The 25,868-nt window shown below is 68.0% G+C and carries 20 protein-coding genes, 3 tRNA genes and 2 pseudogenes; 12 read left to right on the top strand and 13 right to left on the bottom strand.

The genetic code is table 11. The annotated features are described in order from the left end of the window. From AC069R_RS32945 to AC069R_RS32925, 5 genes and pseudogenes are all read left to right on the top strand, one after another. Nucleotides 1–336, top strand: a pseudogene (locus AC069R_RS32945) (FtsK/SpoIIIE domain-containing protein); the annotation flags it as partial. A 51-nt stretch (nucleotides 337–387) separates the two neighbouring features. After that, nucleotides 388–633 (top strand): SpdD protein, encoded by a 246-nt coding sequence (locus AC069R_RS32940; protein ID WP_478770372.1) that lies wholly within the window; start codon nucleotides 388–390, stop codon nucleotides 631–633. Nucleotides 634–773: 140 nt separating this feature from the next. Continuing rightward, entirely contained in the window at nucleotides 774–2,072 is a 1,299-nt protein-coding gene (locus AC069R_RS32935) for a replication initiator (RefSeq protein WP_478770374.1), read from the top strand. Then, entirely contained in the window at nucleotides 2,069–2,275 is a 207-nt protein-coding gene (locus tag AC069R_RS32930) for a helix-turn-helix domain-containing protein (protein ID WP_086700592.1), read from the top strand. The genes AC069R_RS32935 and AC069R_RS32930 overlap by 4 nt, the downstream gene beginning before the upstream one ends. Then, nucleotides 2,272–3,509 (top strand): annotated as a pseudogene (locus AC069R_RS32925) (site-specific integrase). Before AC069R_RS32930 ends, AC069R_RS32925 begins: the two are co-directional and overlap by 4 nt. Nucleotides 3,510–3,592: 83 nt before the next feature. Here AC069R_RS32925 and AC069R_RS32920 read toward each other — a convergent pair. Both AC069R_RS32920 and AC069R_RS32915 read right to left on the bottom strand, forming a co-directional pair. Continuing rightward, nucleotides 3,593–3,665: transfer RNA gene (locus AC069R_RS32920), tRNA-Arg, on the bottom strand. Nucleotides 3,666–3,845: 180 nt separating this feature from the next. After that, a tRNA-Ser gene (locus AC069R_RS32915) sits at nucleotides 3,846–3,936 on the bottom strand. A gap of 317 nt (nucleotides 3,937–4,253) precedes the next feature. On the opposite strand from AC069R_RS32915, the gene AC069R_RS32910 reads away from it, so the two are divergent. Continuing rightward, a complete protein-coding gene (locus AC069R_RS32910; protein ID WP_478770373.1) occupies nucleotides 4,254–4,676 on the top strand; it encodes an SSI family serine proteinase inhibitor in 423 nt (140 codons plus the stop codon). A 179-nt stretch (nucleotides 4,677–4,855) separates the two neighbouring features. After that, nucleotides 4,856–9,319: a response regulator gene (locus tag AC069R_RS32905; protein ID WP_478770371.1), complete on the top strand. Its 4,464-nt coding sequence runs from the start codon at nucleotides 4,856–4,858 to the stop codon at nucleotides 9,317–9,319. A 77-nt stretch (nucleotides 9,320–9,396) separates the two neighbouring features. Here AC069R_RS32905 and AC069R_RS32900 read toward each other — a convergent pair whose 3' ends face one another. From AC069R_RS32900 to AC069R_RS32880, 5 genes are all read right to left on the bottom strand, one after another. Beyond that, on the bottom strand, nucleotides 9,397–11,052 hold the full coding sequence (locus AC069R_RS32900; protein WP_478770370.1) for a long-chain fatty acid--CoA ligase: 1,656 nt from the start codon (nucleotides 11,050–11,052) through the stop codon (nucleotides 9,397–9,399). A 166-nt stretch (nucleotides 11,053–11,218) separates the two neighbouring features. Continuing rightward, on the bottom strand, nucleotides 11,219–11,785 hold the full coding sequence (locus AC069R_RS32895; RefSeq protein WP_478770369.1) for a SigE family RNA polymerase sigma factor: 567 nt from the start codon (nucleotides 11,783–11,785) through the stop codon (nucleotides 11,219–11,221). A gap of 310 nt (nucleotides 11,786–12,095) precedes the next feature. Further along, complete coding sequence (locus AC069R_RS32890; protein ID WP_478770368.1) at nucleotides 12,096–12,359, bottom strand: hypothetical protein; 264 nt, start codon at nucleotides 12,357–12,359, stop codon at nucleotides 12,096–12,098. Nucleotides 12,360–12,376: 17 nt separating this feature from the next. Then, nucleotides 12,377–13,345 (bottom strand): hypothetical protein, encoded by a 969-nt coding sequence (locus AC069R_RS32885; protein WP_478770367.1) that lies wholly within the window; start codon nucleotides 13,343–13,345, stop codon nucleotides 12,377–12,379. Nucleotides 13,346–13,468: 123 nt separating this feature from the next. Next, complete coding sequence (locus AC069R_RS32880) at nucleotides 13,469–13,900, bottom strand: hypothetical protein (protein ID WP_478770366.1); 432 nt, start codon at nucleotides 13,898–13,900, stop codon at nucleotides 13,469–13,471. A gap of 1,186 nt (nucleotides 13,901–15,086) precedes the next feature. Here AC069R_RS32880 and AC069R_RS32875 point away from each other — a divergent pair. Next, nucleotides 15,087–15,482 carry a hypothetical protein gene (locus AC069R_RS32875; RefSeq protein WP_478770365.1) on the top strand — a complete coding sequence of 132 codons (396 nt, stop codon included), beginning with the start codon at nucleotides 15,087–15,089 and terminating at the stop codon, nucleotides 15,480–15,482. An 81-nt stretch (nucleotides 15,483–15,563) separates the two neighbouring features. Then, complete coding sequence (locus tag AC069R_RS32870) at nucleotides 15,564–16,904, top strand: VanZ family protein (RefSeq protein WP_478770364.1); 1,341 nt, start codon at nucleotides 15,564–15,566, stop codon at nucleotides 16,902–16,904. Between the two features lie 450 nt (nucleotides 16,905–17,354). On the opposite strand, the gene AC069R_RS32865 is transcribed toward AC069R_RS32870, so the two are convergent. The 6 genes from AC069R_RS32865 to AC069R_RS32840 form a co-directional block, all read right to left on the bottom strand. Continuing rightward, nucleotides 17,355–17,443: transfer RNA gene (locus AC069R_RS32865), tRNA-Ser, on the bottom strand. A 472-nt stretch (nucleotides 17,444–17,915) separates the two neighbouring features. Next, nucleotides 17,916–19,862: a hypothetical protein gene (locus tag AC069R_RS32860; RefSeq protein WP_478770363.1), complete on the bottom strand. Its 1,947-nt coding sequence runs from the start codon at nucleotides 19,860–19,862 to the stop codon at nucleotides 17,916–17,918. Then, entirely contained in the window at nucleotides 19,859–20,434 is a 576-nt protein-coding gene (locus tag AC069R_RS32855; protein WP_478770362.1) for a hypothetical protein, read from the bottom strand. Before AC069R_RS32855 ends, AC069R_RS32860 begins: the two co-directional genes overlap by 4 nt. Further along, nucleotides 20,431–21,609 carry a dsDNA nuclease domain-containing protein gene (locus AC069R_RS32850; RefSeq protein ID WP_478770361.1) on the bottom strand — a complete coding sequence of 393 codons (1,179 nt, stop codon included), beginning with the start codon at nucleotides 21,607–21,609 and terminating at the stop codon, nucleotides 20,431–20,433. The genes AC069R_RS32855 and AC069R_RS32850 overlap by 4 nt, the downstream gene beginning before the upstream one ends. A 460-nt stretch (nucleotides 21,610–22,069) precedes the next feature. Next, a complete protein-coding gene (locus tag AC069R_RS32845) occupies nucleotides 22,070–22,540 on the bottom strand; it encodes an NUDIX domain-containing protein (protein ID WP_478770360.1) in 471 nt (156 codons plus the stop codon). A gap of 2 nt (nucleotides 22,541–22,542) precedes the next feature. Continuing rightward, on the bottom strand, nucleotides 22,543–23,286 hold the full coding sequence (locus AC069R_RS32840; RefSeq protein ID WP_478770359.1) for a helix-turn-helix domain-containing protein: 744 nt from the start codon (nucleotides 23,284–23,286) through the stop codon (nucleotides 22,543–22,545). A 119-nt stretch (nucleotides 23,287–23,405) separates the two neighbouring features. Between AC069R_RS32840 and AC069R_RS32835 the strand changes: the two genes are divergently transcribed. The 3 genes from AC069R_RS32835 (at nucleotide 23,406) to AC069R_RS32825 (ending at nucleotide 25,232) form a co-directional block, all read left to right on the top strand. Beyond that, nucleotides 23,406–23,636 carry a hypothetical protein gene (locus AC069R_RS32835; RefSeq protein WP_236041814.1) on the top strand — a complete coding sequence of 77 codons (231 nt, stop codon included), beginning with the start codon at nucleotides 23,406–23,408 and terminating at the stop codon, nucleotides 23,634–23,636. A gap of 246 nt (nucleotides 23,637–23,882) precedes the next feature. Then, nucleotides 23,883–24,326, top strand: coding sequence for a glycine-rich domain-containing protein (locus AC069R_RS32830; protein ID WP_478770358.1), 444 nt, complete (start codon nucleotides 23,883–23,885; stop codon nucleotides 24,324–24,326). Nucleotides 24,327–24,395: 69 nt separating this feature from the next. After that, nucleotides 24,396–25,232 (top strand): protein kinase domain-containing protein, encoded by an 837-nt coding sequence (locus tag AC069R_RS32825; RefSeq protein WP_478770357.1) that lies wholly within the window; start codon nucleotides 24,396–24,398, stop codon nucleotides 25,230–25,232. Nucleotides 25,233–25,868 lie beyond the last annotated feature (636 nt).

Here is a 25,868-nt window from a genome sequence, read left to right as displayed (position 1 = left end):
AAGGACGAGGAACGGCGCGACGAGATGGTCACGCAGCTCATCCGCCTCGCCCAGCTCGGCCGCGCGGCCGGCATGTACCTGGAGGTGTGCGGGCAACGCTTCGGCGCCGAACTCGGCAAGGGCGCCACCATGCTCCGCGCCCAGCTCACCGGCCGCGTCTGCCACCGCGTCAACGACGAAGCCTCCGCCAAGATGGCGCTCGGCGACATCGCCCCCGAAGCGGTCATGGCCGCCTGCTCCATCGCCCCCGAACGGCCCGGCCTGGCCGTGGCCGGTGACACCTCCGGCGGCTGGTCCCGCATCCGCACGCCGAGTCCGGCACGCGCTCCGGCGTGAGCGTCGTAAACGGCTCACATGACTAGACGAGTAGATAAGGAGAGGTCAACCGTGTTCCTGCCCAAGTACCCGGACAACCCCACCCCGCCGTCCGCCCACACCCACATCCCGACCGGCCCGGCACCGGTCCGACGCGGCCTGCCGTCGCTCCCCATCGACCAGAAGACGGTCGTGGCGGTGCTCGTCGGTGGCGTCGTCCTCACCGCGCTCCTGGCGGCCGTCGCCATCACGGCGATTTCCGTGGCTGTCGCCGCCGTCGTCCTGCGCTCCCTGCTCCGCGACCAGCAGCGGCGCTGACCGGCCGGCCTGACCCGGGGCGGCCACGACACGGCCAAGCATCCGGCCGCCCCGGGCCCATCCCTCCTGACCGATCCAGCCAGAAGGAGACCGCCATCTTTACCCGCACCACCCCGCCCCCGCTCCCGGAACTCGCAAGGCTGGCCGAACACGGCACCCTGCCCGGTATCCTCCGACAGCTCTCCGGGCTCGGCGGCTGCACCCACCCGATCCGCCTCGACGGCCACCGCACCGAGTACGGCGTCGACACCACCACCGGTGAGATCGGCCGCGTCCTCCACCACCTCGACTCGGCCACTCTCCCGGCCGGCCAACTCCTCGTGCGCTGCAACAACCGCCGCACCACCCGCTGCCCGGCCTGCGCCGAGGTCTACCGCCGCGACACCTTCCACCTCATCACCGCCGGACTACGCGGCGGCAAGGGCACCCCCGAGCGCGTCGCCGCCCACCCCCGCGTCTTCGCCACCTTCACCGCCCCCGGCTTCGGCCCGGTGCACAACCGCCGCACCGACGGCCGCCCCTGCCGCTGTGGCACCCACCACGACCAGGACGACAACGCCCTTGGCACCCCGCTCGACCCGGACACCTACGACTACGAGGCAGCCGTCCTGTGGAACGCCCACGCTGGACAGCTCTGGCGGCGCTTCTCGACCTACCTCCGCCGCGAGGTCGCCAAGCGTGCAGGCATCTCACAGCGCCGGTTCCGCGACCACGCCCGCGTCTCCTTCGCCAAGGTCGCCGAGTACCAGAAGCGCGGAGCCGTCCACTTCCACGCCGTGATCCGCCTCGACGGCCCCGGCGGCGGAGACACCCCGCCCCCGCCCTGGGCAACGGCCGAACTCCTCACCGACGCCATCCGCGTCGCCGCTGCCAATGTCCGCGTCGACGGCCCGGTCATCGACGACCGCGCCCACACCTTCACCTTCGGCCGCCAGCTCGACGCCCGCACCATCCGCTCCGCCGACTTCAACGACGGCCAGGAGCTGACCGAGCGGGCCGTAGCGGCGTACATCGCCAAGTACGCCACCAAGGGAGCCGAGACCGCGACCGGCGCCCTCGATCGCCCGCTCAAGTTCGCTGCCGAACTCGCCCAGCTCGACATCAGCGACCACGCCCGCCGCCTCATCCGAACCGCCTGGACCCTCGGCGCACGCAAAGACTTGGAACACCTCCGCCTGCGCGCCTGGGCACACATGCTCGGCTTCCGCGGCCACTTCTCCACCAAGTCCCGCCGCTACTCCACCACCCTCGGCGCCCTCCGCGACGCCCGCGCCGAATGGCGCCGGGCACAGGCAGCAGCGGCGAACGGACCGGAACCGGAAACGACTTACGTCCTCGCCCACTGGGTCTTCGCCGGCACCGGCCTGTCCGACACCGAAGCCTGGCTTGCCGCATCCCTCGAACCCGACCCCGGAACGGAAGGAGAACCCACCGCATGACCACGGTGACCATCACCCGTAAGTGGCACACCACGGCCGAAGTCGCCGAGATGCTCGGCTTCGGCCTCTCCAAGACCAAGGCGCTCATCCTCAGCGGTGAGATCCGGTCCGTGAAGATCGGCCGCAACCGTCGGATCCTCCCGGCCTGGGTGGACGAGTACGTGGCCCGCTGCGCCTCCGAGACCGAGGAGTGGGCGGCATGAGTGGGAAGCGCGCGAACGGCGAGGGGTCCATCTACCCGTACAAGAACGGCTTCGCGGGCTATGCCTGGGTCACGACCCCGGAGGGCGACCGCAAGCGGAAGTACGTGTACGGCAAAACGCGCGAGGAGACCCACGAAAAGTGGATCAAGCTCCACAGTGAAGCCAGCAAGGGCCCGGTGTAGACCCGGCACCGCACGGTGCAGGCGTTCCTCTCCTACTGGCTTGAGTCGATCGTGAAGCCCAACCTGGCTCCACTCTCGTACGTGTCGTACGAAGGTTCCGTGCGGCTCTACATCAACCCGCACCTTGGCGGGAAGCGGCTCGACAAGCTGACCGTCCGGGACGTCCGGGAGTGGCTGACCAAGCTGGCCGGCATCTGCCAGTGCTGCGCCCAGGGCAAGGACACCAAGCGGGCCAAGGCACGGCAGCGGTGCTGTGCCGTCGGGGAGTGCTGTGAGGCCTACCCGTCCCGGCGGGTCGTCCAGGCCGCCCGAGACGCCCTGCGGGCCGCGCTCACCCACGCCGTCACCGAGGAGGAGATCAGCAAGAACGTGGCCTCCTGGTCAAGGTGCCCAAGCCTCGGCGGCGCCGGATCAAGCCCTGGTCCGTGGTCGAGGCCGGGCGTTTCCTCGCCGATTCCCTCGCTCGCGAAGATCCGCTCTTCGCCGCCTGGGTCCTGGTGCTCTGCCTCGGCCTGCGGCGCGGTGAGGTCCTGGGCCTGACCTGGAAGTCGATCGACTTCGAGACCGGTGAGCTGTACGTGGATCACCAGATCCAGCGAGCGGGCCGACAAATCCTCCACCGGGAGACCAAGACAGAGGAGTCCGACGACTTCCTTCCGCTCCCCGAGTTCTGCCTTCGGGCGCTCCGGATGCGGCGTGCCCAGCAGACCGGGGACCGGAAGGCGGCCGGTGAGCTGTGGCAGGACACTCGCGGGCTGATCTTCACCACGAAGTACGGGACGCCGATCGAGCCGGGGAACCTCACCCGCATGTTCGCCCTGCGGGCCCGGCGCGCCGGCCTCCGGGTGATCCCGCTACGGAACACGCGCCACACGTGCAGCTCGCTCCTCGTCGCCCTGAAAGTCCACCCGAAAGTCGCCCAGCGAATCCTGCGGCACTCACAGATCGCCATGACGATGGAGGTCTACGCCGAAGCCAGCGAGGAAGAGGTGCGGGCCGCGCTCGGCAAGCTGTCCGCCGCCATGGGCGGTACCGGGACCGAGACCGGCTGATCCAGACCCCGTTGCTGTACTTCGCTGCTGTACGCCCCTGAAACGCAAGAGGCCCCGGAGTGATCCGGGGCCTCTAACCTGTGTGCACTCGGCAGGATTCGAACCTGCAACCTTCTGATCCGTAGTCAGATGCTCTATCCGTTAAGCTACGAGTGCTTGTTCTTTTGTTCTTGTCTCCGTTTCCGTTCCTTTCGGCCCGTCCCGGCGACAGGAAGAACATTACATGACTGCCGCCGTCATGTGAAATCCGTTCCCCGCGACCCCTCTGACCTGCGGAAACGTCCAGGAGGGGGAACGACGAAGCCCCGGTCCAGGGGACCGGGGCTTCGGTTGGGGCGGAGGCGGAGGGATTTGAACCCTCGATGGGCTTTAAGGCCCAAACCGCATTAGCAGTGCGGCGCCATAGACCGGACTAGGCGACGCCTCCAGCACAACCCCCACGCGAGCGCGCGAGTGGTGCGTGCAGATGATGACACAGCCGCAGGGCCCGTCACCAATCGAGCCCCACGGTACTAGGCAGGCGGGCCGCAGGGCAAAGGGCTTCTTCGACGGGGTGGCGTTTTCCGGGGGAAGGTGGCGCAACGTCCGCCGGGGTCGGGCGTTGAGGAGGGCATGGGTTCTCTTCTGCCGGGTCTGCCGGGGCTGTCGGGTCTGCCGGGTCTGTCGGGTGTCGTGGAGCGCGTCCGCCGCGGCGGGCTCGCCGCCACCGCCGTACACACCGCCGTCACCGCCACCACCGCCGCCGTGACCACCGTCACCGCCGCCGTCGTCATCGCCTCCGCCGCCGTCGCCGCCGTACCGCTGGCCGCCGGGCCCGCCGCCGCCCTCGGGCAGGGGCGCGGCGGGGATCACCTCACCGTCGTCGTACGGCATGCCGGGGCCGGGCGGGACGGGACGTACGAGCTGTTCTGTCATCCCGCCGGCGGGCATCACCCGGACGCGGAGGGTGCCTGTCGGCAGCTTGACGCGCAGACACAGTGGGGGCGGGACCTCTTCGCGCCGGTGCCGCCCGGAACCATCTGCTCCATGATCTCCGGCGGCCCCGCCACCGCGCGGGTCACCGGCCGCTGGGCGGGGCGGCCCGTCGACGCGTCGTACGACCGGAACAACGGGTGCGAGATCGACCGGTGGGACAAGATGGTGCCGCTGCTGCCGAAGATCGGATAAGGCCGGGTCAGAGGTCCGGTCGTCCCCGCATCGGCGTCACTTCCCCGTGGGACCTCCCTCTCATCCGACGCCCCCGGCACAACACGTGCGCATAGACTCCCTCGCGTGACACGTCGCGGGCCGGTTGGCAAGATGGCCGGAGCGGTCGGCAAGGTGCGGTAACAGGGAGGAAGCGTCTCGTGAGCAGCAGGCCATCCCGAGGCGCTGCTCGCCTCGCAGCCATACTCGACGCTCTGCCGGACGCGTTGGTCCTGGTCAACGCCAACGGAACCGTCGTCAACGCCAACACCATCGCGCTGGAAGCCTTCGAGGCGCCCGGCACCGCGCTCGTCGGGCGCGGGCTGCTCGATCTGCTGCCCGAGTTCGACTCGCGGCTCATTCCGGGCTCCATGCGGCGCCCCGGCCAGCGGGACCCGCAGGGCAGGACCAAGCCGGCCCGGATGGTCGCCCGGCGCACCGACGGGCACGAGTTCCCGGTCGAGGTCACCAGCGCGAATCTGGAGAACGGGCAGCAGGCGTACGACGGTTACGGCTACACGGGCGACGAGCTACTGATGATCGTCGTCCGGGACCTGTCCGGGACCGTCGACACCGAGGCCGAGCTGGCCCGCTCGCAGCGGCAGACCGAGATGATCCTGCGCGCCGCGTCCGAGGGCGTCGTCGGCACCGACACCGACGGGCGGATCGTGCTCGTCAACCCGGCCGCCGCACAGATCCTCGGCTACCGGGCGGGCGAACTGGGCGGCAAGGAGCTGCACAACCTCGTCCTGCACTCGCGCGCGGACGGCTCCCCCTTCCCGTACGCCGAGTCGCCGCTCGCCGACACCCTGCGCTCCGGGCGCAAGCACCGGGTGCGCGGGCAGGTGCTGTGGGCCAAGGGCGACCAGCAGGTGCCGGTCGACCTGACCACCGCGCCGGTGCGCGACGGGGACCAGCTCGTCGGCGCCGTGATGACCTTCACCGACCGGCGGCCCTTCGACTCCCTGGTGGACGAGAAGGCCACGCTGGAGCAGGCGCACGCCGAGCAGCTGGAGAAGCTCTCCGAGGAGCACGCCGCCGACCTCACCGCGCTGCGCCGGCGGCACGCCACCGAGGTCGGGGAGCTGCGCGAGAAGTACGAGAGGGAGCTGGCCGGGCTGCGCGAGCAGCACGCGGAGGAACTGGCGGCGGGCGAGGAGCGGTACGCCGCGCTCGGCGAGCGGGAGAAGGACCGGTACGAGGCGCTGGCCGGGCGGCACGAGCAGCTGCTCACCCTGCTCGGGCGGTCACTGCGCGGCCCCCTGGACGAGCTGCGCCGCGAGCTGGCCGCGCTGGCCGCCGACGACGCCGGGCAGCTGTGGCCCGAGGCCAACCAGGTGCTGCACCACCTGTCCGCCGGGTACTCCCGGATCACCACCCTCATTGACAACGTGCTCGCCTACCAGCGGATCGACACGGGCAGCGAGGACATCACCCGTACGAAGGTGATGCTGGACGCCGTCGTCGCCGCCGGTGTGGACGGCGCGGTGGAGCTGATCGGCCCCGGCCGGGTGCAGTTCGCGGTGCACGCGCCGCCCATCGAGGCCGAGGTCGACCCGCAGCGGCTCGCCACCGCGCTCGCCCACCTGGTGGCGGACGTCGCGGGCGTCGACGCGACCGGCAACGCGCCCGTCTCCACGGGCGGTTACCTCGACAACACCGTGGTCGTCGCGGCCGCCCAGCGCGGCTCGGTCGCCCGGATCGAGGTGCGCGGGCCGTACGCCGGCGGCGACCCGGTGCACGAGCCGATCGTGCGCGGGATCGTGCGCGCCCACGGCGGGGTGCTCCAGACGCACGAGGTGCCGGGCATGAGCGGCAACGCGTACGTCCTGGAGGTGCCGCTCGGCGGCGGCGCGGGCGCCATCACGGCACCGCCCGCCCAGGCGGAGCCCGCCGAGACCGCGGACGAGACCTTCGACGGCGGGCGGCGGCGGGCCCGGCGGGGCTCCACGGACGCCTTCCTCGACGCCGATCTGACCGGTTCGGGCACGCCGTCCGGTGCCGGGCCCGCGCCCACCGGACGCCGTCGCAGGCGCGCGGCAGGACCCGCCGGCGAGGCGACCGAGGTCCCGGCCGAGGCCACGCAGGGCGGCTCTGGCGGCTCCGGTGGTACCGGACGGCGCCGCGGGCGGCCCGCCGAGCTGGATCCCGCCCGCGCCGACGCCGGTGCCGACGGGGTGAGCGAGGGTGCCGTGGTGACCGCGGCCGAGCATGCCGCGGGGGCCGCCGCCTCCGGTACGGGACTCGGGGGCACCGTGCCGCCGGGGGGCGTGCCCGCGCCCGCCGGGCACGCCCGGCCCGGTGCCGAGCCGGTCCCCCCGGCCGCGCTGCCCGCCGCGCTGCCGGTGGCGCAGGGCGGGAACGCCCAGGGCGCGCCGGGTGCCGAGGGTGCCGAGAGTGCCGCCGAGGAGGGTCAGCCCACCGGGCGGCGGCGCCGTGCCCTGGCCGCCGCGGCCGAGCGGGCCGCCGCGCAGGAGGCGGGGGCGCGTACGGTCTTCGCCCTGCCGCCCGCCGCGGCCGACCGCGCCCCGCAGCCGGCGGAGGCCGTGCCGCCGGGGGCCGGGCCGGTTCCGGTGCCGCCGGCCGGTGCGGGCGTGCCCGGTGCGGGCGTGCCCAGTGCGGGCGTGCCCGGTGCGGGCGTGCCCGGTGCGGAGGGGCGGCACGACGCCGTACCGCTGAGCCAGGCCGATGATCACACTCCGCCGCAGCCACATCCGACGACCGCGCCGACCGGCCGGCGCCGCCGCGCGGTGGCGCCTCCCGCGCAGGTTGCCGCCCAGGCCGCGGAGTCCGGTACGGCGTCGGCGGCTCCGGCCCCGACCGCTCCCGCGCACCCCGCTCCTACGCAGGGGACCGACGGCCAGGGCATCCCCCTCCAGGCCGGACCCGCGATCACCGTGCCGGTGCCCGCGCAGGCGCCCCGCACAGTGGCCCCGGCACAGGGCGGCATCCCCGGAACAGCCTTCCCGGCACAGGCTCAGGGCACGAACGGGCAGGGCATCCCCCTCCAGACCGGGCCCGCGGTCGCCGTGCCCGCGTCGGCTCCGATGACCCTGGGCACCCCGGCCGCTCCTGCTGCCCCTGCCGCTCCGGTGGCCGCTCCTGCTGCCGCTACCGCTCCGGGCGCGCCCCAGGTCGCCCCGCCGACCGCCGGTCGGCCCGCGCCCGCGCAGCCCGTCGTACCGGCCCCGCAGCCGCCCACGGCTCAGCCCGCCGCCCCGGACGCCGGGACTCCAACCCCCGACACCCCCGCCGCGCAGCCCCTGCCGCTGCCCGCGGAGGCCACCGCACCGGGGCCCGCGCCGGCCATCCCGGCCTCCGGCACCCCCGTACCACCGCCCCAGCCGACTCGACCGGCCCAGCCGCCGGCGCCCGGCACCGCCGTACCCCCGCAGGCCGCGACCCCGGCCGCCGGGACCCCCGTAACCCCACCGGCGACGCCCGCGGCCGGCACTCCGCTGCCCGCCGCTCAGCCGCGGCGGGTCGCCCAGCCGTTGCCGCTGCCCGCCGAGGCCACCGGGGGCGGGCCCGCGTACGACCCCGACTCCACGCAGGGCCGGGCCATCAGCGTGCGCACGCTCGGGCAGGGCGTGCCGTTCGTACGGCAGGCCGGGCAGGCGACGCCGCCGCCGCACGCGCCGGGTGGCTCGGGGCGGCGGCGCAAGCTCGGCACCCCGCCCGATCCGGCCACCCGGCAGGAGCCGTCGGCCGAGGCGGCGCCCGCGCAGACGTCGTCGCTGCCCGGCGCGTCGCGGCTCGCGCCGGGGACCGAGGGCGGCGGACGGTCGTACGCCATCGGCGCGCCGGACGCCAACGCGGCCGAGGGGCCCGAGCCGCTGGACGGTCCCGGCGGTGCCGTCGAGGTGGCGGACCCCCCGCGGCCGCAGCCGATGGACGACGAGCTGCCGCCGGAGCCGCTGGACAACCCGCGCCGGCTGCTGGTGTGGCCCGCGCCGGACGTGACCACGCAGGCGGCGCTGAGCGAGCGCGGCTACCGGCCGGTGGTCGTGCACTCGCGCGAGGAGGTCGACGCGCAGATCGCGGCCTTCCCCGCCGCGCTGTTCGTGGACCCGCTGACCGGCCCGATCACCCGCACCGCCCTCCAGTCGCTGCGCCAGGCCGCCGTCGCCGCCGAGGTGCCGGTGCTGGTCACGGCCGGGCTCGGGCAGGCGACGCGCGAGGCGGCGTACGGCGCCGACCCCGCCGTCCTGCTGAAGGCGCTCGCCCCGCGCGACAGCGAGCAGCATCCGCCGCGGGTGCTGCTGATCGAGGAGCACGAGGAGATCGGGCTGGCCCTGACCGCGACGCTGGAGCGGCGCGGGATGCAGGTGGCGCGGGCCGCGAGCGACAGCGACGCGGTGGCGCTGGCGGGCCGGTTCCGGCCGAACCTCGTGGTGATGGACCTGATGCAGGTGCACCGGCGGCGGGCCGGGATCGTGGACTGGCTGCGCGCGAACGGGCAGCTCAACCGCACCCCGCTGGTCGTCTACACGGCCGCCGTCGAGCACGCGGACCTGCCCCGGCTGGCCTCGGGCGAGACGGTGCTGTTCCTCGCGGAGCGGTCCACCAGCACCGAGGTGCAGTCCCGGATCGTGGACCTGCTGTCCCGGATCGGCACCAACTAGCCGGGGGCGGGTACTTGGAAGGGGCCGGGCGATTACCCGGCCCCTTCTCGTGGCTCACAGCCGGGTGCTCACGTGGCTCACAGCCGGGTGACGTCCAGGTCGCCGTCCGCGTACCGCCTGCGCAGCATCTTCTTGTCGAACTTGCCCACGCTCGTCTTCGGCAGCGACTCCACGATGGTCCAGCGCTCGGGCAGTTGCCAGCGGGCGATGTGGGCCTCCTCGGCGAGGAAGGCGCGCAGGGTGGGGAAGTCGGTGCCCGCGCCCTCCCGCAGGACGACCGTGGCCAGCGGGCGCTCGCCCCACTTGTCGTCCGGTACGGCGACCACCGCGGCCTCGGCGACATCCGGGTGGGACATCAGCGCGTTCTCCAGCTCCACGGAGGAGATCCACTCGCCGCCGGACTTGATGACGTCCTTGGCGCGGTCGGTGAGGGTGAGGAAGCCGTCGGGGGAGATGACGCCGACGTCGCCGGTCTTCAGCCAGCCGTCCTCGCTGAACTTGTCGGCGGGGCGCAGGGGTTCGGCGTCGGGGCCGTTGTAGTAGGCGCCCGCGATCCAGGGGCCGCGCACCTCCAGTTCGCCGGCCGACTCGCCGTCCCAGGGCAGCCGTTCGCCGTCTGGGCCGGTGAGGCGGGCCTGGACGGAGGCCGGGAAGCGGCCCTGGGTGAGGCGGTAGCCGAACTCGTCGTCCGTGCCGAGGGCACCGGCCGGCGGGCGGGCCACGGTGCCGAGCGGGGAGGTCTCCGTCATGCCCCAGGCGTGCACGACGGTCATGCCCAGCTCGTCGAAGGCCCGCATCAGGCCGGGCGGGCAGGCCGCGCCGCCGATGGTGACATGGGTGAGGGTGGAGACGTCACGGGGGTGGGCGAGCAGTTCCGCCAGCAGGCCCTGCCAGATGGTGGGCACGGCCGCCGCGTGGGTCGGCCGCTCCCGCTCGATCATCTCGGCGAGCGGCGCGGGTTGCAGGAAGCGGTCCGGCATCAGCATGTTGACGCCGGTCAGGAAGGTGGCGTGCGGCAGGCCCCAGGCGTTGACGTGGAACTGGGGCACGACGACGAGCGTGGTGTCCCTGTCCGTCAGGCCCATCGACTGCGTGGTCTGCGCCTGCATGGAGTGCAGGTAGACCGAACGGTGGCTGTAGACCACGCCCTTGGGGTCGCCGGTGGTGCCGGAGGTGTAGCACATGGCGGCCGCCTGGCGTTCGTCCAGCTCGGGCCAGTCGTAGTGGGTCGGCCGGTCCGCGAGCAGGTCCTCGTACTCGTGCACCTGGACGGCGGCGCCGGCCAGCGGGGCGCGGTCGCCGGGGCCGGTGACCACGAGGTGCTGGACGGTCGTCAGCCGCGGCAGCAGCGGGGCGATCATGGGGATCAGGGAGCCGTTGACGATGATCACGTGGTCGGCGGCGTGGTTGATGATCCACGCCAACTGCTCGGCGGGCAGCCGCAGGTTGAGGGTGTGCAGCACCGCGCCCATGGAGGGGACCGCGAAGTACGCCTCGACGTGCTCGGCGTTGTTCCACATCAGGGTGGCCACGCGCTGGTCGCCGGTGACCCCGAGGGTGTCGCGCAGGGCATGGGCCAGCTGGGCGGAGCGGGCGCCGACCTCGGCGAAGGAACGCCGCCGCGGCTCGGGCTCACCGGTCCAGGTGGTCACCTGCGAGGTCCCGTGGACCGTCGACCCGTGGGTCAGGATCCTGGAGATCAGCAGCGGTACGTCCTGCATGGTGCTCAGCACGGAGTCCTCCCGGCGACGGTGCCTACGCGGTAGTAGGGGGGTGTGCGCTGATTCTGCGCACATACCGTGCGGTATGTCACTAGGTGGAATGTCACTGGCGCCCGGAAGCGGAAGACGGCCGGGCCCCCGGACGGCCGGCCCCGGCTGGAAGCCCGTACGGGAGCGCCTACCGCGCCGGTCCCAGCCCCTGCCCGTGCCCCAGTCCCAGTCCCAGCTCCGGGTCCTCCCGCAGCTTCCCGAGCGCCCGCGACACCGCCGACTTCACCGTGCCCACCGAGACGCCCAGCACCTCCGCGGTCTGGGCCTCGCTGAGATCCTCGTAGTACCGCAGGACGACCATGGCCCGCTGCCGCGTGGGCAGCTTCATGACGGCCCGCCACATCGCGTCGTGCAGCGCCTGCCGCTCGGCCGGGTCGTCGTCGGACAGCGGCTCCGGCTCGGGCAGCTCGTCGCAGGCGAACTCGTCCACCCGGCGCTTGCGCCACTGCGAGGTCCGCGTGTTCAGCAGCGCGCGGCGCACATAGCCGTCGAGCGCCCGCTGGTTCTCGATCCGCTCCCAGGCGGCGTAGGTCTTGGCCAGCGCGGTCTGCAACAGGTCCTCGGCGTCGCAGGGGTTCGCGGTCAGCGAGCGCGCGGCGCGCAGCAGGACGGGCCGGCGGGCCCGCACGTACGACGTGAACGACGGGTACGGAGGGGCCGCTGCCGAGGCGCTGGTGCAGACGGGTGTGGTCATGCCTCTACGCTATGAGCGGGCCGCGCGTGCGGGGATCGGCCGCAGGTGCCGAAGCGGGGTCCCCCTCAGGTTGTACGGGTGGGGACGGCACCACCTCCTGAAGGTGGAGCAGGAGTACGCCGGTCCCCTGGGGTCCTCCCCGGAGGGGACCGTCCACCCACGGCCAGGACGAGGCCCGACGCCGGCACCCGGCACCCGGCATAGGAGTCCGGTCCGCCCTCGGCGCCTGGCCACGTCGGTGCCGTCCGCCTCGCAGCCAGTGGGTGGGGCCGAGGCGCCGCCCCGGTCACCGCCGGGACGGCCGGCTGGGTCAGATGTGGGAGCCTCGGGATTCCCGGAAGGCGTGCACGCTGGTGATCGTGGCTGCCAGCCAGAGCAACGCCGAGCTGATCGCAATCGCTGTGTCGGCGCCAGCTGCCGTGGTCGCGGCAATGTAAACGACCGCTCCGACGACGACGCCGGTGACAATGGAGGTCACGTCACGCCACGGTCGCACTGCCGACGTCCGCCCGGCGAACAGTCGGATCACGACCGAGACGAGGACGGCGCAACAGGCGCTGTACAGAATCCACATGGTCAGCAACCCCAGGTTTACTTGCAGTAGCCGCCGGAGTATTCACCCGGCACGAAGAGACCGGCGGCGAACTTGATCTTGATGCAGCGCTTGTTCGCCTTGGCGCTCAGCGCCACCTTGGTAATGGCCGCGGCGTGCATGGTGACGTAGGCGTTGAGCCCAGGCGGCAGGGCCCAACTGCCCATCGCCACAAGGGCTCCGTTGTTCGCGATCTTCTTCGTCTCGGCCTTGTTGAAGTAGCCGGTGCCGGTGACGATGCCCCAGGTGAACTTGGGATCTGCCACGACCGGGAACGCCGTCTTGCCGTCGACCCGCACCGTCTGCACGATGCTGGTGCCGTCCAGCCGATAACTGGTGGGCACCGGACCTCCGTTGGCGTCCTTCGCCCAGGGAGCCTCGATCGTGCCGAGCGTGAGGTGCACGCCTTCGGCGGTCTCCTTGGTGATCTCGAAGCCCTCTTCACCGTCCCCGCTGATCTCGGCGCCCGCCGGGAGCTCGAGCCCGAAGCGCTGTTCCCCCGGCGCCTTTGCGTCCTTCAGCGTGACCAGCGCCCGCGCGCCGCCATCGGTGGTCGGCTGGACCGCCACGTCGGTGGAGGAGGTGGCATCGGGATAGACGACGGTGCCGGCACCCGCCTTCACCCCCTCGGCCCCCCTGGCGCCGGGCAGCGTGAGCGCTATGGAGCCGGCCGCCTCGCTGGTGGCGGTGACGCTGCCGGTCGCCCGCGCCGGCGTGCTGACGGTCACCAGACCGTGCTCAGTGCGGGTCTCGGCCTTCGCCGGAGTGCCGGGCGCGGGTGTGGAATGGGCGATGTCGACCGTTCCGGTGGCCTTCTCCACGACCGTCACCGCCCGGTCGGCGGTGTCCTCGGCCAGGGTGGCGGCGCCGGCCGGTACGGCGGTGGCAAGAAGGGCCGCTCCCGTGGTGGCGGATATCGCGGCGATGGCGAACCGATTGGTCCGACGGCGAGTTGTGCTGTTCCGCACGCCTCGTCTCCTGTCAACGTAGTGCAATCGGGCGCGGCCAAAGGAGAGTTCCCCTCCGCACCCTTAAGTCAATAACAAGCAAAGCATAGACCATATTTGTCCCATGTGAGGGCAGTCGCGGTCTTAGTCCAGGAGTTCCGCGACGCGGTCATGACGACGACCGCAGGCGTCGTCCGGCCATAGACGATCCGCGTCGGAGGCATGCCCTTGCGGACCGGACCGGTGTTCCTTCAGCCGTCCACAGACCCGCGTGCGAGCGTGGGTGGTCATGCCGCCCACCTCGATGTGGCGGACGCGCAGTACGCCGGACCCACAGCAGTTCACATCCAGTCGCTGGCCGTCACTGGTGTCCGGCTGACCCGGCGGCTGCCAGGGCAGGAGCAGGGACACGGAGTCGCCGACCGACGCGGGTGCGTTCTCGGCAGCGGCGCCGGTCGATCCGTCGCCGGAGTCAACGCCGCCGAAGTCTCTGGGAACCCTCAGCGCCAGCGAGAAATACGCGGAGCGAACCCGCGTCCGTGATGACGGCTTCGAGCGGGCAACCACCTCGGCCATGTGCCTGCCTGGCGCATACGAGGTCGTCATCGATCCGACGAACAACGGGTACCTGCACCTGGCCCCCTGTACCGAAACCTGGTTAAGGAACTGACTACCAGTAGATCGGTCGACACGCTACAGGTCATGGTCAAGGGCAGCGACTGGATGCCCGGCTGCATCCTCGTGGCCGGTGCGTTGCAGGCGGTGGGCCTTACCCGCGGGCAACTGCCCGCCCGGCTGTTCTGCCCTCAGGTGATCACAGACACGGGCACGAAGCTGTCCAAGTCGCTCATCCACGAGGGGCGTGTGCCCATGCCCGGTGGTGCTGCCCCTTGGATACTCGACTCCCAAGAGTGGCCCGGTGGACCGACACGTGCGAGTCGCTCGATACGCGCGGCCTGAAGAAGCAGGCCCACAAGGCGACGGCCTGCTGTCCAAGGACGGGAGGGTTTGGAAAGCGGCTCGACTCACAGTGCTGACCGAACCCGAAGCGGCTTCCCCCGGCCGCCGTGCCGTACTCCCTGCGTCACGCAGACGCCTCCTTCTGGCTTGAATCCGGTGTCTCTTCGGCAGAAGTCGCACAACTAACTGGCCGCAGCACGGCTGTCCTGTTCCGCTTCTGCACCAAGGCAATGCACTGCAACCAGCAGCGCTCGAACACCGGTCGAGCGGGCCCTGAAGGCGGCTATCGAGGAGCAGCCCGCCAGGCCGTACCAGCGCGCCATACTCGCGAGTTACGCATGCATCACCTCCGCTGTAACTGCGGGCGTGATGTCTTTTCGTAGGTCGGCAAGTCTGTCAGTTCACAACGAGCAGGGCGTGCGGAAGCATGGTCGAGGCAGGGCTGCACTCTGCATTTTGGCGAGATTGCATCTGCCCTCAGGTAGGCGCAGCCGCCCAGAGGCGGCGCATTCAGGCCATTAAATCTGCACACACGAGGCGTCAACGCGAGACGGAGATGTGCGTATCGATCGGCCGCCACGGCGCTCACTCCTTGTCCCGTACCGACGCCGAGCACATTGCACCTGATGCTTAGCCACAGATGTCGTCGTCTCTCCATGGCAAGGAGTTGGGATCACGCGACGCCGGGGACGATACCTCAAATCATCCTCAAATCGTTTTGCATTGACCATCGTCAAACGTTTACGTTGTCCGCGCCCCATCAAGATCATGTTCGCAATTCTTTTACATGCAGGAGAGTTTGATGAAGCTTCGACATGTTGCCGCCACGACGGCTGCTGCCCTCATCGGGCTGGGCGTCATCGCCCCGTCCGCCGTGGCCGGAGGCAACTTTGACTACGCGACCTCTCGCACCAAGCTGAGCAACGGCTACCTCTACACCCAGCTCAGCAGCGGCTCTGACTCGACGCACGTGAACGTCAAGGACTGGTACAACAAGAGCGGCGGCGGCACCATCCGCGCCCGGTTCGCCTACAGCTACCACAGCAGCACCCACTACCAGTCCTGGTTCTCCCAGTCCGGCGGCACCAAGGCCACTCAGTGGAACAACGTCTCCATTCCCGACTGCCAGAATGTTGTCGGGTTCCTGGACGTCGATGGCCAGGGAACGTACTACAACGCACCGGTGACCAACTGCTGACACGAGGCCAGCACCACTGAACTGCCCCCGCCCCTTTCCTGGGCGGGGGCACGCCTCTTTCCACCTTTCACCGAGAGCCCCATGATCCAGACCCTCCTCAACGACCACGCCCTGATGGGCACCATCCTCGGCGTATGCGTTCTAGCCGGGTTCATCGGCCTCGGCGTGGCAAGGGCCACGCGTCAGCCCCTCATCGCCAGTTGCCTGACGGCAACGTCGACCGCATTGATCCTGGGCGCAACGCTGTACCCGCTCTCGCTCAATGCCCCCGCGAACAACGTCTGCTACATCGAACGTGACCCTCTCACCGGTGCCACCACCACGCAGGGCCTAATGAACATCGCGCTGTTCATACCCGCCGCGGCAACTTGGACCTGGCTCACACGACGTCCCATCTCCGTCGCGCTCGCTCTCCTCGGGATGTCCGCCGGCATCGAAACCGTGCAAGCCATCACACCGGGCATGGGCCGCGCCTGCGACAGTACCGACTGGATCACCAACAGCGTCGGCGCACTCATCGGCACCGCTGCAGCCGCGCTCGTTCTCTGGCACCGGCACCGCAGCACTCACCTCACCCAGCCCGGCCGCAGCTTCGTGCGAGTCTTCTCCGCTGCGGTGATCACCATTGCCGCGCTCTGCGCCGCCATAGTGACACCCGTCATGTCCGACGTGGCCTGGGCGCACGACGCGTCCGGTCCGCAGCGCAAAGCGGCCGTTGAAGCAGCCAAGGAGTTCCTGCCGCGCACAGCGCACGTCGTAAAGGTTCAGTTCGCTTCCGGCCTGGGGGGCACAGGAACCGTGCAGCTCAGCACGGACAAGGGGTCCCTGTTGATCGACTGGCCTTCACGAGAAGTGCAGTCCGGAATGATTGATCCAACATCTGAACGGGGCGCAACCCCGCAGGATCACGTATCCGACGCGGAAGCGGCCAAGGTGGCCAAGCGCTTCATCGACAACCACTTTCCCTGGGCGCTCCCTGCAACGCAGTCCATCAGCCGGGTGGGACCTCACGACGAGGCACGACTCGTGTCCTGGAGCCGTTATAAAGGCGGCGTAATGATGCCGATGCGCATGGCCGTCGTTATCAGGCCTGGCGGTAGCGTGGCATCATTCACGGCACGTCACGTGGAGGACCCTGCGCTGCCCAAGGTCCGCGTCAGCCGAGGCCAGGCGGTCAACGCCGCTTCAGTGGCGCTTGGCGGGCAGCCGGCGGCCTCGGCCGTGCTTCTCGCTGCACGCGATGAGCAGAGCCGGTGGCACCCGTACTGGATGATCGCTCCCAAGAACGTCGTACAGGACGGTTCTGTCCAGGACGGCGTATCCGACAGCTCCCCAACACAGTCCAGAACAGTCCTTGTTGACGCTGTAACTGGCAAGATCCACGATGGGGTCGACCTGGACATCGGTCCAAGCGCCGACTAATTTCCGTCTCTGGCTCTGCTGTATCGCGGCGTGTGTCAGCAGCCGGTAGAAAGCCACCCGCCCATACCGTGCTCGGCCAGCCGGGCGCGCTCAGCACGCCGACGTCAAAGTCAGTGTCGGGCAGCACCGCGCACGCGCATTTCCATCTGCTTGCCCACATGGACCTTGCTGTGGCCTGTCGGCCCGCCAGGTTCTCCTGGCCGCTATGCCATCTGGTAAGGACTTGACTTGCAGGCGCCAGCGCCTTAGAGGCGACCTGCACCTAGGCTCAAAAAGCGCCGCTACCCGGCTGTCCCGGCCCCGTTCTCCCAATTCTTGGTCCACGCCTGGTTCACATGCAGTGTTCCCCAACACGGCAGAGCCGCGTCAAGCTGAGACAGGACCGCGCAGAAGGGGGGCGTCCCGCATCGCGGGGCGCCCCCCTTCTGCCCAGATCGTCTATGACCTCTGCGGAGGCAGTGGGATTTGAACCCACGGTGACATCGCTGCCACGACGGTTTTCAAGACCGTTCCCTTAGGCCGCTCGGGCAACCCACCTCGACCCCGTCCCACCTGGGGCGGAGCGCCTACAGACTACCGGCCTCGGGCCTCGCGCGGGGCCCTTGGTCCACACAGGGTCCACCGCCTCCGGCTCGGCCCAAGATCCCGCCGAATCGATCCTTGGTCCGAGGCTCACGCCGGCACCGGGCCAGCCTACTGTCGTGCCAGCCGCATTCGCCGCCCTGGTTCTCATGACTGTGGCAGCGGAGCCTGGGCGGCCTGTGCACCTTCTGATCCGTAGGATCGGGCAGGCTGTTGGGTGGACGCTCCGCCTTCCTCTCGGCTGACTGCTGGTAGTCGTCATCAACAGCCTCTGTGTGCCGTCGTTGCCATCAGGGTTGCCGTCAGCTCTGAGCGGTGGCACCGGCTCGCAGCCGACGTAGCACTTCAGGCCCATCACCCCGGATCGGACACAAGCCCAGCCAGGCTGACTGTGGTGAATCCCTCTATGGCTGGGGGCTCCGTCGGACGTCAAGCCTCCGCCCCCTCAGAAACGGGAGTCGACCGGATAAGCTTGTCTTCCTGGGTCAGATGCAGAACGACTTCCCCCTCCAGCTGTTCCCACAGCTCAGTCGGGGGATCGTTGTCGACGGCGATAATCTGCAATTGATGTCGGTACTCTGCGGCTACATCCAGCAGCAACTGATACATGTCTCGAATTCGATCTTCATCGAATCCGCGCCGGCCAGCGTTAGCCGAAAGGCCATCCAAGACCAGAAAACCGGGCATTGGTAGCCCGCGGTCGATAGCTACGGTGTGGTGCGCCAACGAGTGCGCAACGTTCACCAGCGTCTTTAGCCCTTGACTGGACAGCTCATCGAAGGACCGCCCGCTGATTTCAGGCAGATAGGTCTTCCGGTTGATCTTCACGGTCAAATCATCATCGAACCGCGGGATATTGAGCCGCAAGAGGTACGCATGCATCCGCTCTTCGAGCGCCAGAATGTTCGACTCAGCCGATGATTCTGAAAGCTCTCTCCCGGAAATCTCCTCCTCAATATCTCTCTTCCTCTCTTCCAGGTCCTGCCTAGTCTGCGAGGCTGCCTGAAACCGCTCAAGGATTCTGAGATATTCCTCTGCCTTCCCGCGCTCCGCCAACAAGTGGACGCGTTGACCCGCCAACTCTTCGATCCTCGACACATAGTCAGACACGAACGCGCTCGTCCGAGCATCTAGCTGCGCCGAAAGCTCCTTTTCCCGCCTGTCCAACTGCCCGCGCAGTTCACGCAGGGAGTTTACGCTCTGCTGCCGAGCAGCAATGACTGACTCCGTCTCCTGAATCTGCGTAATGATGCGATCCTGCTCAGCAAGGAACGATTCCCTGGACGCAGTATGATGTGGAGTTTGCAAACACAAGTAACAGCAATCGCTAGTCGAGCGCACGGGGGAAACGTCGGTACCGCAGCGAGGGCATACGACGAAATCGAAATCCACCAGCCACTCTTCAGAGATGATGGCCCTAGTTAGTCGAGAGAACTGACTCTTAAGCTGCTGAAGGAGATCCTTTAGATCCTTAAGCTGTCCTTCATTTCGACGAATCTGGTCGTCCAGTTCGCGTCCGTTTGCTCGCACTTCCAGCAAATTATCGCGTAGCTCCCCGACGCTCAATAGCGTCACGACCTCTGCAGCCTCACCCCTAGTCGTGGCTTCCGTCTCCTGGAGCGCCCTGTCAAGCTCCTCAAATCTTCGAGCCAAAGCCTCTGGGTTAGCAAACGGTGTTTCAGCGAGGAACTTCTCTTTAATTTCCGCCTCGCGATCGAGTGCACTGATTCTGGTCTCAATTCCCTTCAGTGTCGCAACAAGTTCCGCCACTCCAGCGTCGTAGAGTCCGTATGCGAGCTCGAATACCCACCTTCGCTTCTGGTCTCGAAATGGGTGATGATGCCCAAACACCTGGGCATCAATTTCGTCACCAGTCAAAACGCAGTAGCCGAGCCAGTCAGACATTGTGACGGGGGTCAGTCCTTCCGTCGGCTTCGATCTAGCCTGCGGAACAGAAACGGCGGGGATCTTCAGTCGATCAAGGAGAAACCGCCCAAATGAGGCCTGGGAACCTACAGCCGGAAGTCGCAAGGTGCGGGGCTCGTTTTCAGTCTCCCCCGCCGCTTCCACGAGATCCACAGGTGCGGTTCTAGTTGTCGTAAGAGGTCGATTCACGTCCCACAGAGAGCCACCTAGGTCCATCTTCGCGCGAATGTAGGAGACGCTCTCAGTCTCACCTGGTAGTCCGGAGGGGACGGTCCCAAGGAGGGCGCGCAGCATGCGGACGAACGTGGTCTTACCTGTCATGATGTTCCCGTGGACTACGTTCAGTCCAGGGTGCATCGCAACTGAGCGGTTACCGCCTATGAAATCGACGTGGAGAAGTGTAAGCCTGCGATCATCGCCCGTAGAAGCGGAAACATTCTCGTTAGTCACTCGATCTCCTCATGCCACGTCGAGTCTGCTACCTCAGGCAGTTGGTACAAGTAGCCCTTCAGCGTGGATCCGCTCTTGTCTAGGTACTTCCTGAGAATCTGAATCCTCGAAGCGACGGCCGCAAAGCTTTCGTCTTTACGTAGCTCATCGGCTAGTTGCTTACCAGTTACAGTGGTCGAGTAGCCCAACCCTGTAGTTCCCGGTAGTGGCTTCACTTCAACGAGACCACGCCCAATTAGAGCACCCAACACCGCATAGTACGACGGATCCCAAGGGCCGTACTTGTAACGCATCATGCGTGAATCGAGGGGAGCGTCATCCTGGTTCAAGTGCTCCCCGTTGACTACCTCGATACCAATGCCGATGCCGTCTAGAACTCTCATCAGATGCTTTGGATATCGCAACAGGAAGTCGAGCTTCGCCAGCTTAACCCGGCCTTCAAGCGACCTAGCCGCACCGCCGCGCTTTCTACTGAACCCGTCAATCAGCAGTAGAAGCCTAGTTTCAGCTTCTGGAGATGATCGGAACCGAAAGCGCGCGATGCGGCTAGGTTCCACGGTTAGCTGCGTCATGCCACTCTCCAACCAAAGCGGCACTCATCAGAGAGTTGACATAGGTAGCCAAATACGTCAATGCCGTCGCCGGCGAAGATACCTGCTCTGTCAAGCTGTCCTAGGACCTGTGGGTTGCTAAGAAGTTCCGCGCTAATGAAATCAGCCGGACGGGATGCGGCAACAGGATTCAGCGCGGCGTTTAACTGAGCTTTGGTGGCAGTCGCTCGCGCAACAGTAAGGACCTTGCGACTCAGTTCTTCCAGGTCTTTTTCTACGTCAGTTCGGCTGGCCGCTGCCAGTTGACGTGCAACCTCTGCTTGCGCGCGGAGGGCTTGCGCCTGCTTCAGGATATCCTCGCTGGCTCCAGCTCTGCGCATCTTCAATTCGAGCATCGACGAACTGCCGCCGGCAGACATCCGATCGAGTAGATCTAGGTCTGTCTCATTGGCCAGAGGAGGTGTAAGAGAACAGAGTTTGTCCCGACTCAGCACGTGCACGGCCATTCCGTCAGACGCATCGACGAGATCCGTAGCATCTAGGCACTCGGCGATAAAGCGCCGAACCTGCCCAACTGGGTGCTCTCCAGCCTGGGCAGCCGAAGCCATGTCGAGTAGGCGGGTGTAGACATCCTCCATCTCTGCCAGTGAGTGCGCTGGCCACAGAGCAGCCATCTCGCGCAGGATGACGGAGTCAATATGTGGCCTAGAGGGCTGCTGGACTCGCACCATCAACCGACCAAGGAAATCATCAAGATGGGCCTGCGGAAGCCCGAAAGCCCTGATCTTTTTCCGGATATGAGCAGAGGCTGAGGAGGGATCAGCGAAGAAGGTTACTGTCTCTTTAACATCAGACATCGGCCCTTCAAGCCAGAGCTCGAACGCGGCCTTCTCGTGAACCGAGATTTCTCGTGCTGCTTTATAGGTGCGCACCAGTGAATCAATTCCGTGGCCCTTGTCGCACACGGAATTGGCGCTCCATGAACCCCGATCCCTGGTCTTCAATTGGGCGAACCTAATTGTGCCCGGATAGACGATGGTGATGTCTTCCAGTCGCTCACACACCACTGCCAGTGGACCGTCAACCGATTTCAGACACGTGAGCCAATGACGCACCGCTTGCTTAGCCTGCCAACGGTACCGAGCAAATGTCTTAATGCCGGTATCTTCGCCTGCCATCTTCGCCAGCGTGTCCATAACAATTCCTGGCTCAACATCCCCCACGGCACCCCCCAGTCCCGTTGCCCCTGAAGTCTGCGGTCTGGGATGGCGCGCTTCGCTACAGAGGGTCCACTGATCGTCACGATGCTAAGGGACCGTCGGCGTCATGCCTATAGGCCGTCGACGATCAGCACGGATTGATGCAGTCGAGTCCTGCCGCCCAGTCCCGACACCGGGCGAGCCGTCCCAGGCAACCGAGCCTGCTGTCAACCTAGCCCTGCTCGCACAGCGAGCCCTTGCAAGTGGTCTGCCGCATGGTCGGCTGGCCGGGAACGCGATGCCCATGCCCGCGCTGATCTCTCCATGCCGCAAGACTACGGACTCCGGCCGCCACGGCCACGCAAGATCGTGTTACGAGCTCTTAGCTCGGTGAAGTCGGAGCTCAGAAGCACGATCACCCTGCCTCTCTTTCCTAAAGCGGGTGTCGCGGGTGCGATCAGCCGAGATAGGGCCGCTCACGGTGCTCCAGGAAGTGACGGATCCGGAGCCGCTGCGTGTGGTGCATCGGCAGTCGATCAATCTCCGCTGGCCGGACGAACCGAAGCTCCGTGGACTCGTCCGAGATCGCAAGTCGTCCGCCGACCACTCGGGCGGTGAAGCAGACATTGAACTGTCGACGCACCTCACCGTCCGTATAGGCGATGACGTGGCGCGGGTCGGTGTATGTCCCGACGAGCCCGGTGATCTCCACGTCCAGGCCCGTTTCCTCCTTCACCTCGCGGACGGCGGTTCCCGGTAGCGAGTCGGTCATCTCCATGCCGCCGCCGGGCAGTGCCCAGAGATCGTTGTCTCGTCGGCGCTGAAGGAGAATGCGTCCTTCCTCGTCAGTGACCACTGCGGACGCCGCAACGACCAAACTGTTGGGCTTGGGGGCGTCTGGGTCGTCGTAGTACTCGGTCCGTGCCATGCTCACCCTTCTTGGACTGGCGTCGCGGTCGCCCACACCGCTGCGAAGCTGTCAGCGTACGTATCGAACATGCCGCCTGCCCTACTGCGGCGCAGGTGCCAGACGGGGGCACCGTAAGCGTTCACGCCCCAGACGTGAGCGTTGACCAGTGCCTGATCGTCGGCCCTGTAAATCGAGTTGTAGAGCGTGGTGGCATGGGTCCGCACCTCGATGCCAGGTACCCCGACAAGGGGGCGATAGTGCATCAGCGCAAGGCGGCAACGGGACTGGATCCCGTGACCGAACTTCTCTGCGTCGCCACGCTGTTGGACGTTCGAGCTGTCCGCGTCGCCGAGTGCAATACGGACCGCACAGCCCTCGGCCGCTCGCTCCTTCAACAGCTCGTTGAGTCTCGGGTACGCCTCGTGCAGGAAGACGGCGGCGTACACCAACACGTCGATGTGCTCCTGAGCCTGGGTCAGCATGTCCACGAAGGTGGACACGGGGACGTCCGCCCGCTGGTCGTAGAGAGCCACAAGTTCCGGACTGACGGCGCGGGCAGAGCGTGCCTGCCGGAGCGCGGGCCATAGAGCGTGCACGTCTTCTCCTAGTATTTCCGCTGCCAGCATGGCCGTGGCACGGCGCGGCGTACGCCCCAGATTGACCCATCGCTCAATGGACTTGGGGTCAACTTCGACCTTGTCCGCAAGGGCGGCGTACGTCCAACCGCCGGCCGCCATGGCAGCACGTAACCTCTCGTTCGGCATCCCAATCTCTCCCAACACTCGGGGACGGCACTAGGGACGTTCTACCCGACGCGGGACGTCCCGAAGTGGGGTTTGTCGGTGGTTTCGACGTCCTAGCGGGCGACGCGATGCTCGTCCCCATGGCGAGCAACCAGCAGACCAGGCCAGGCATCGGTGAACTGGCGAAAGACACTGCCAGTGGACGAATCGGCGTCGTCATGGGTGAGGTCGGCGCCCGGGTGCAGATAAGGCCCATCGGGGGCGGCGTGGAGTGGGACGCTCGGCCGGACAACGTGGTGGCACTGACAGCGCGGGAGGAACTGAGCGCCCGCCTTGCCATCAGGAACGGCAACAGCCGGGACGGGCTGTGATGCGCGCCATCGGCCGGTACGCGGGGGTCCTGTTCACCATCATGATCAGCGGGTCCTGTGGCCTGGTGATCGGCATGGCTCTCGGTATCGGCCAGTAGACCGGCTGCCCCGAACGGGGTGCCACCTTCCTTGGCTCCCCCTCCCCGTTCGGGGTCGGCCTTCCATCCCCCGGTCGTCATAGGCCGTGCCTCGGCGACCGACGCGGGCGCAAGTGCCAGAGCACAGCGACACTCAAGGAGTATTCGCATGACGGCAACGGCCAACGACCAGAGGACCGGCCGCGTGGTGGCTGGTGAGGAGTTGTTCGACAGCCTCACCCACTTCGTGGTCGTCCACAACGGGCAGTCCCGCGAGCGCGCCGAGCGGATCGCGGACCAGGCGGTGGCCTTCGTCGTCACCGCCGCGACCGCCACTGTCCCCATGGTCCCGTCGGACGAGGTGGACCTCGGTCTGCACGCGCTCATCCTGCACACGAAGGAGTACGCCGCTCTCTGCGACCAGTACGCGGGCCGCTTCCTCCACCACAACCCCATGCCGGGCGGAGGGCCCCGTGACCCGAAGAAGGTCGCCGCCTCCGCGCACGCGATGAAGGCGGCCGGATTCATGGTCTTCGACGACCTCTGGACCGTGGACGGCACCAACCTCGCGCAATGCGACGCGGACTGCGGCCGTCCGTACGGTCAGGCGTAGCGACACGACACAACGACGCGGCCGGCCTCGATGCGGGGTCGGCCGCGTTGCCCGGAAGGAGAACAGACGTTGTCCGGGACACCTCCCGAACTGCCGATCGTCGTGCTCGACGCACTCATGCCCAAGACTCAGCGCCTGGTCGTCAACCGCCGGGGCTCGATGGTCTGGGAGGTCGAGAGCCATCGGGGGCAGTACGCCGTGAAGGTCGGTTACCCGATCGAGGCGACGGCCGACTGGCCCGCCCAACCCTGGACGGCACTCGCTCCTGCACGCGAAGGGGCCGTGCTGTACCGACTCGGCCTCGATGACTTCGCGTATGGCGAATGGGAGCGTGGCACCTGGAACTTCCAACCTTGGCGCGATGGGCCCGACCTGTACGAGGTGTGGAAGCCCTGTCGTGAGCCGGACTCTCGTATGGAACCGCATACCAGTGTGGCCCTCGGCTGCGTAGAGGCGCTGGCCAAACTGCACGGCAAGGGCTGGGCCCACGGCGACGTGCAGCCCGCGCACTTCATCATCGGGCCCGATCGGACGCACCTCATCGATCTGGCCTTGGCGCGCGGCGGACGCATCCCCGAGGGGTACGACTTCCCGTTCCGCGGCTGCCTCGTCCACTACGAGGCTCCGGAGATCGCCCGCAGCGTGCTCGCGACCGGAGAGGCAGAGCCTACGCAGGAAGCCGACATCTACGCGCTCGGCGCCTCCCTGCTCATTTCCGCCACGGGCCGGCGGGCTGTCGAGTATCCGGACGACGCACCGCGCTCCGAGCAGAGAAGGGCAGTGGCAAGCGGCAAGCGTCGGCCCGTGAAGGTGGATGGCGAGCTGGGCGAACTGATCGACGCCATGCTCAGCCTGGCGCCCGAGGACAGGCCCACGATCTACGAGGTTGGTAAAGCCCTGAGCTGAACCGTAGACCCACGAACTAGAAGACCGGACCACCCCTCAGCCTGGACAGCATTCCGGGTGGTCCGGTCGCGGAAGCCCTGATCAGGACCCCGGTGCCGATGGTACCGGGGTGGTTGGCGTGCTCGGATTCGGGTGCTCCCGCAACCTCGGCTCCTGTTTGTCGAGTTGGAATGGGGTTCTGACCTGAGCCACCGAAAGTCAGCCGCGACGGCGGGTGCGCCGGACGAGCACCCGTCACGTGTGTTTCCGGCAACCACCCGCCTGCCTCAGCCACGCTTCTTCCACTCGTCACGGCCCTCGCCCCGGTCCCGGCCTGGGCGTTGTCGACGTGGCCGCCTGACACATGGGCTTGCCTGCGGCTGTGAAGGCCAACGACTGCGAAGCGTGGATTGGTCGGGCGCCTGGGTCTCGCTTGGTCGGTGTCGGCCTGGTCCTGGTGCTCGGACTGGTCAGGTTGCTTCCTGGTCTGGCTGTCCGCCTTGGCGTTGCTGCGCGCTGAGCGGGCGGGGGCCGCCGGAGCGGTGGCGGAGACAGGGAGCGGCGGGGGGCCGTGGCCGCCAGCGCGCGCGGGGCGACCTCCGGGGGGCGCCCTCCTTCCCTCCAAAAAACCCCACCCACCCCCCCCCCCCCCGGCCC

The organism is Streptomyces sp. NPDC043952 (assembly GCF_056435325.1).
This window is presented reverse-complemented; position numbering and strand designations above follow the sequence as displayed.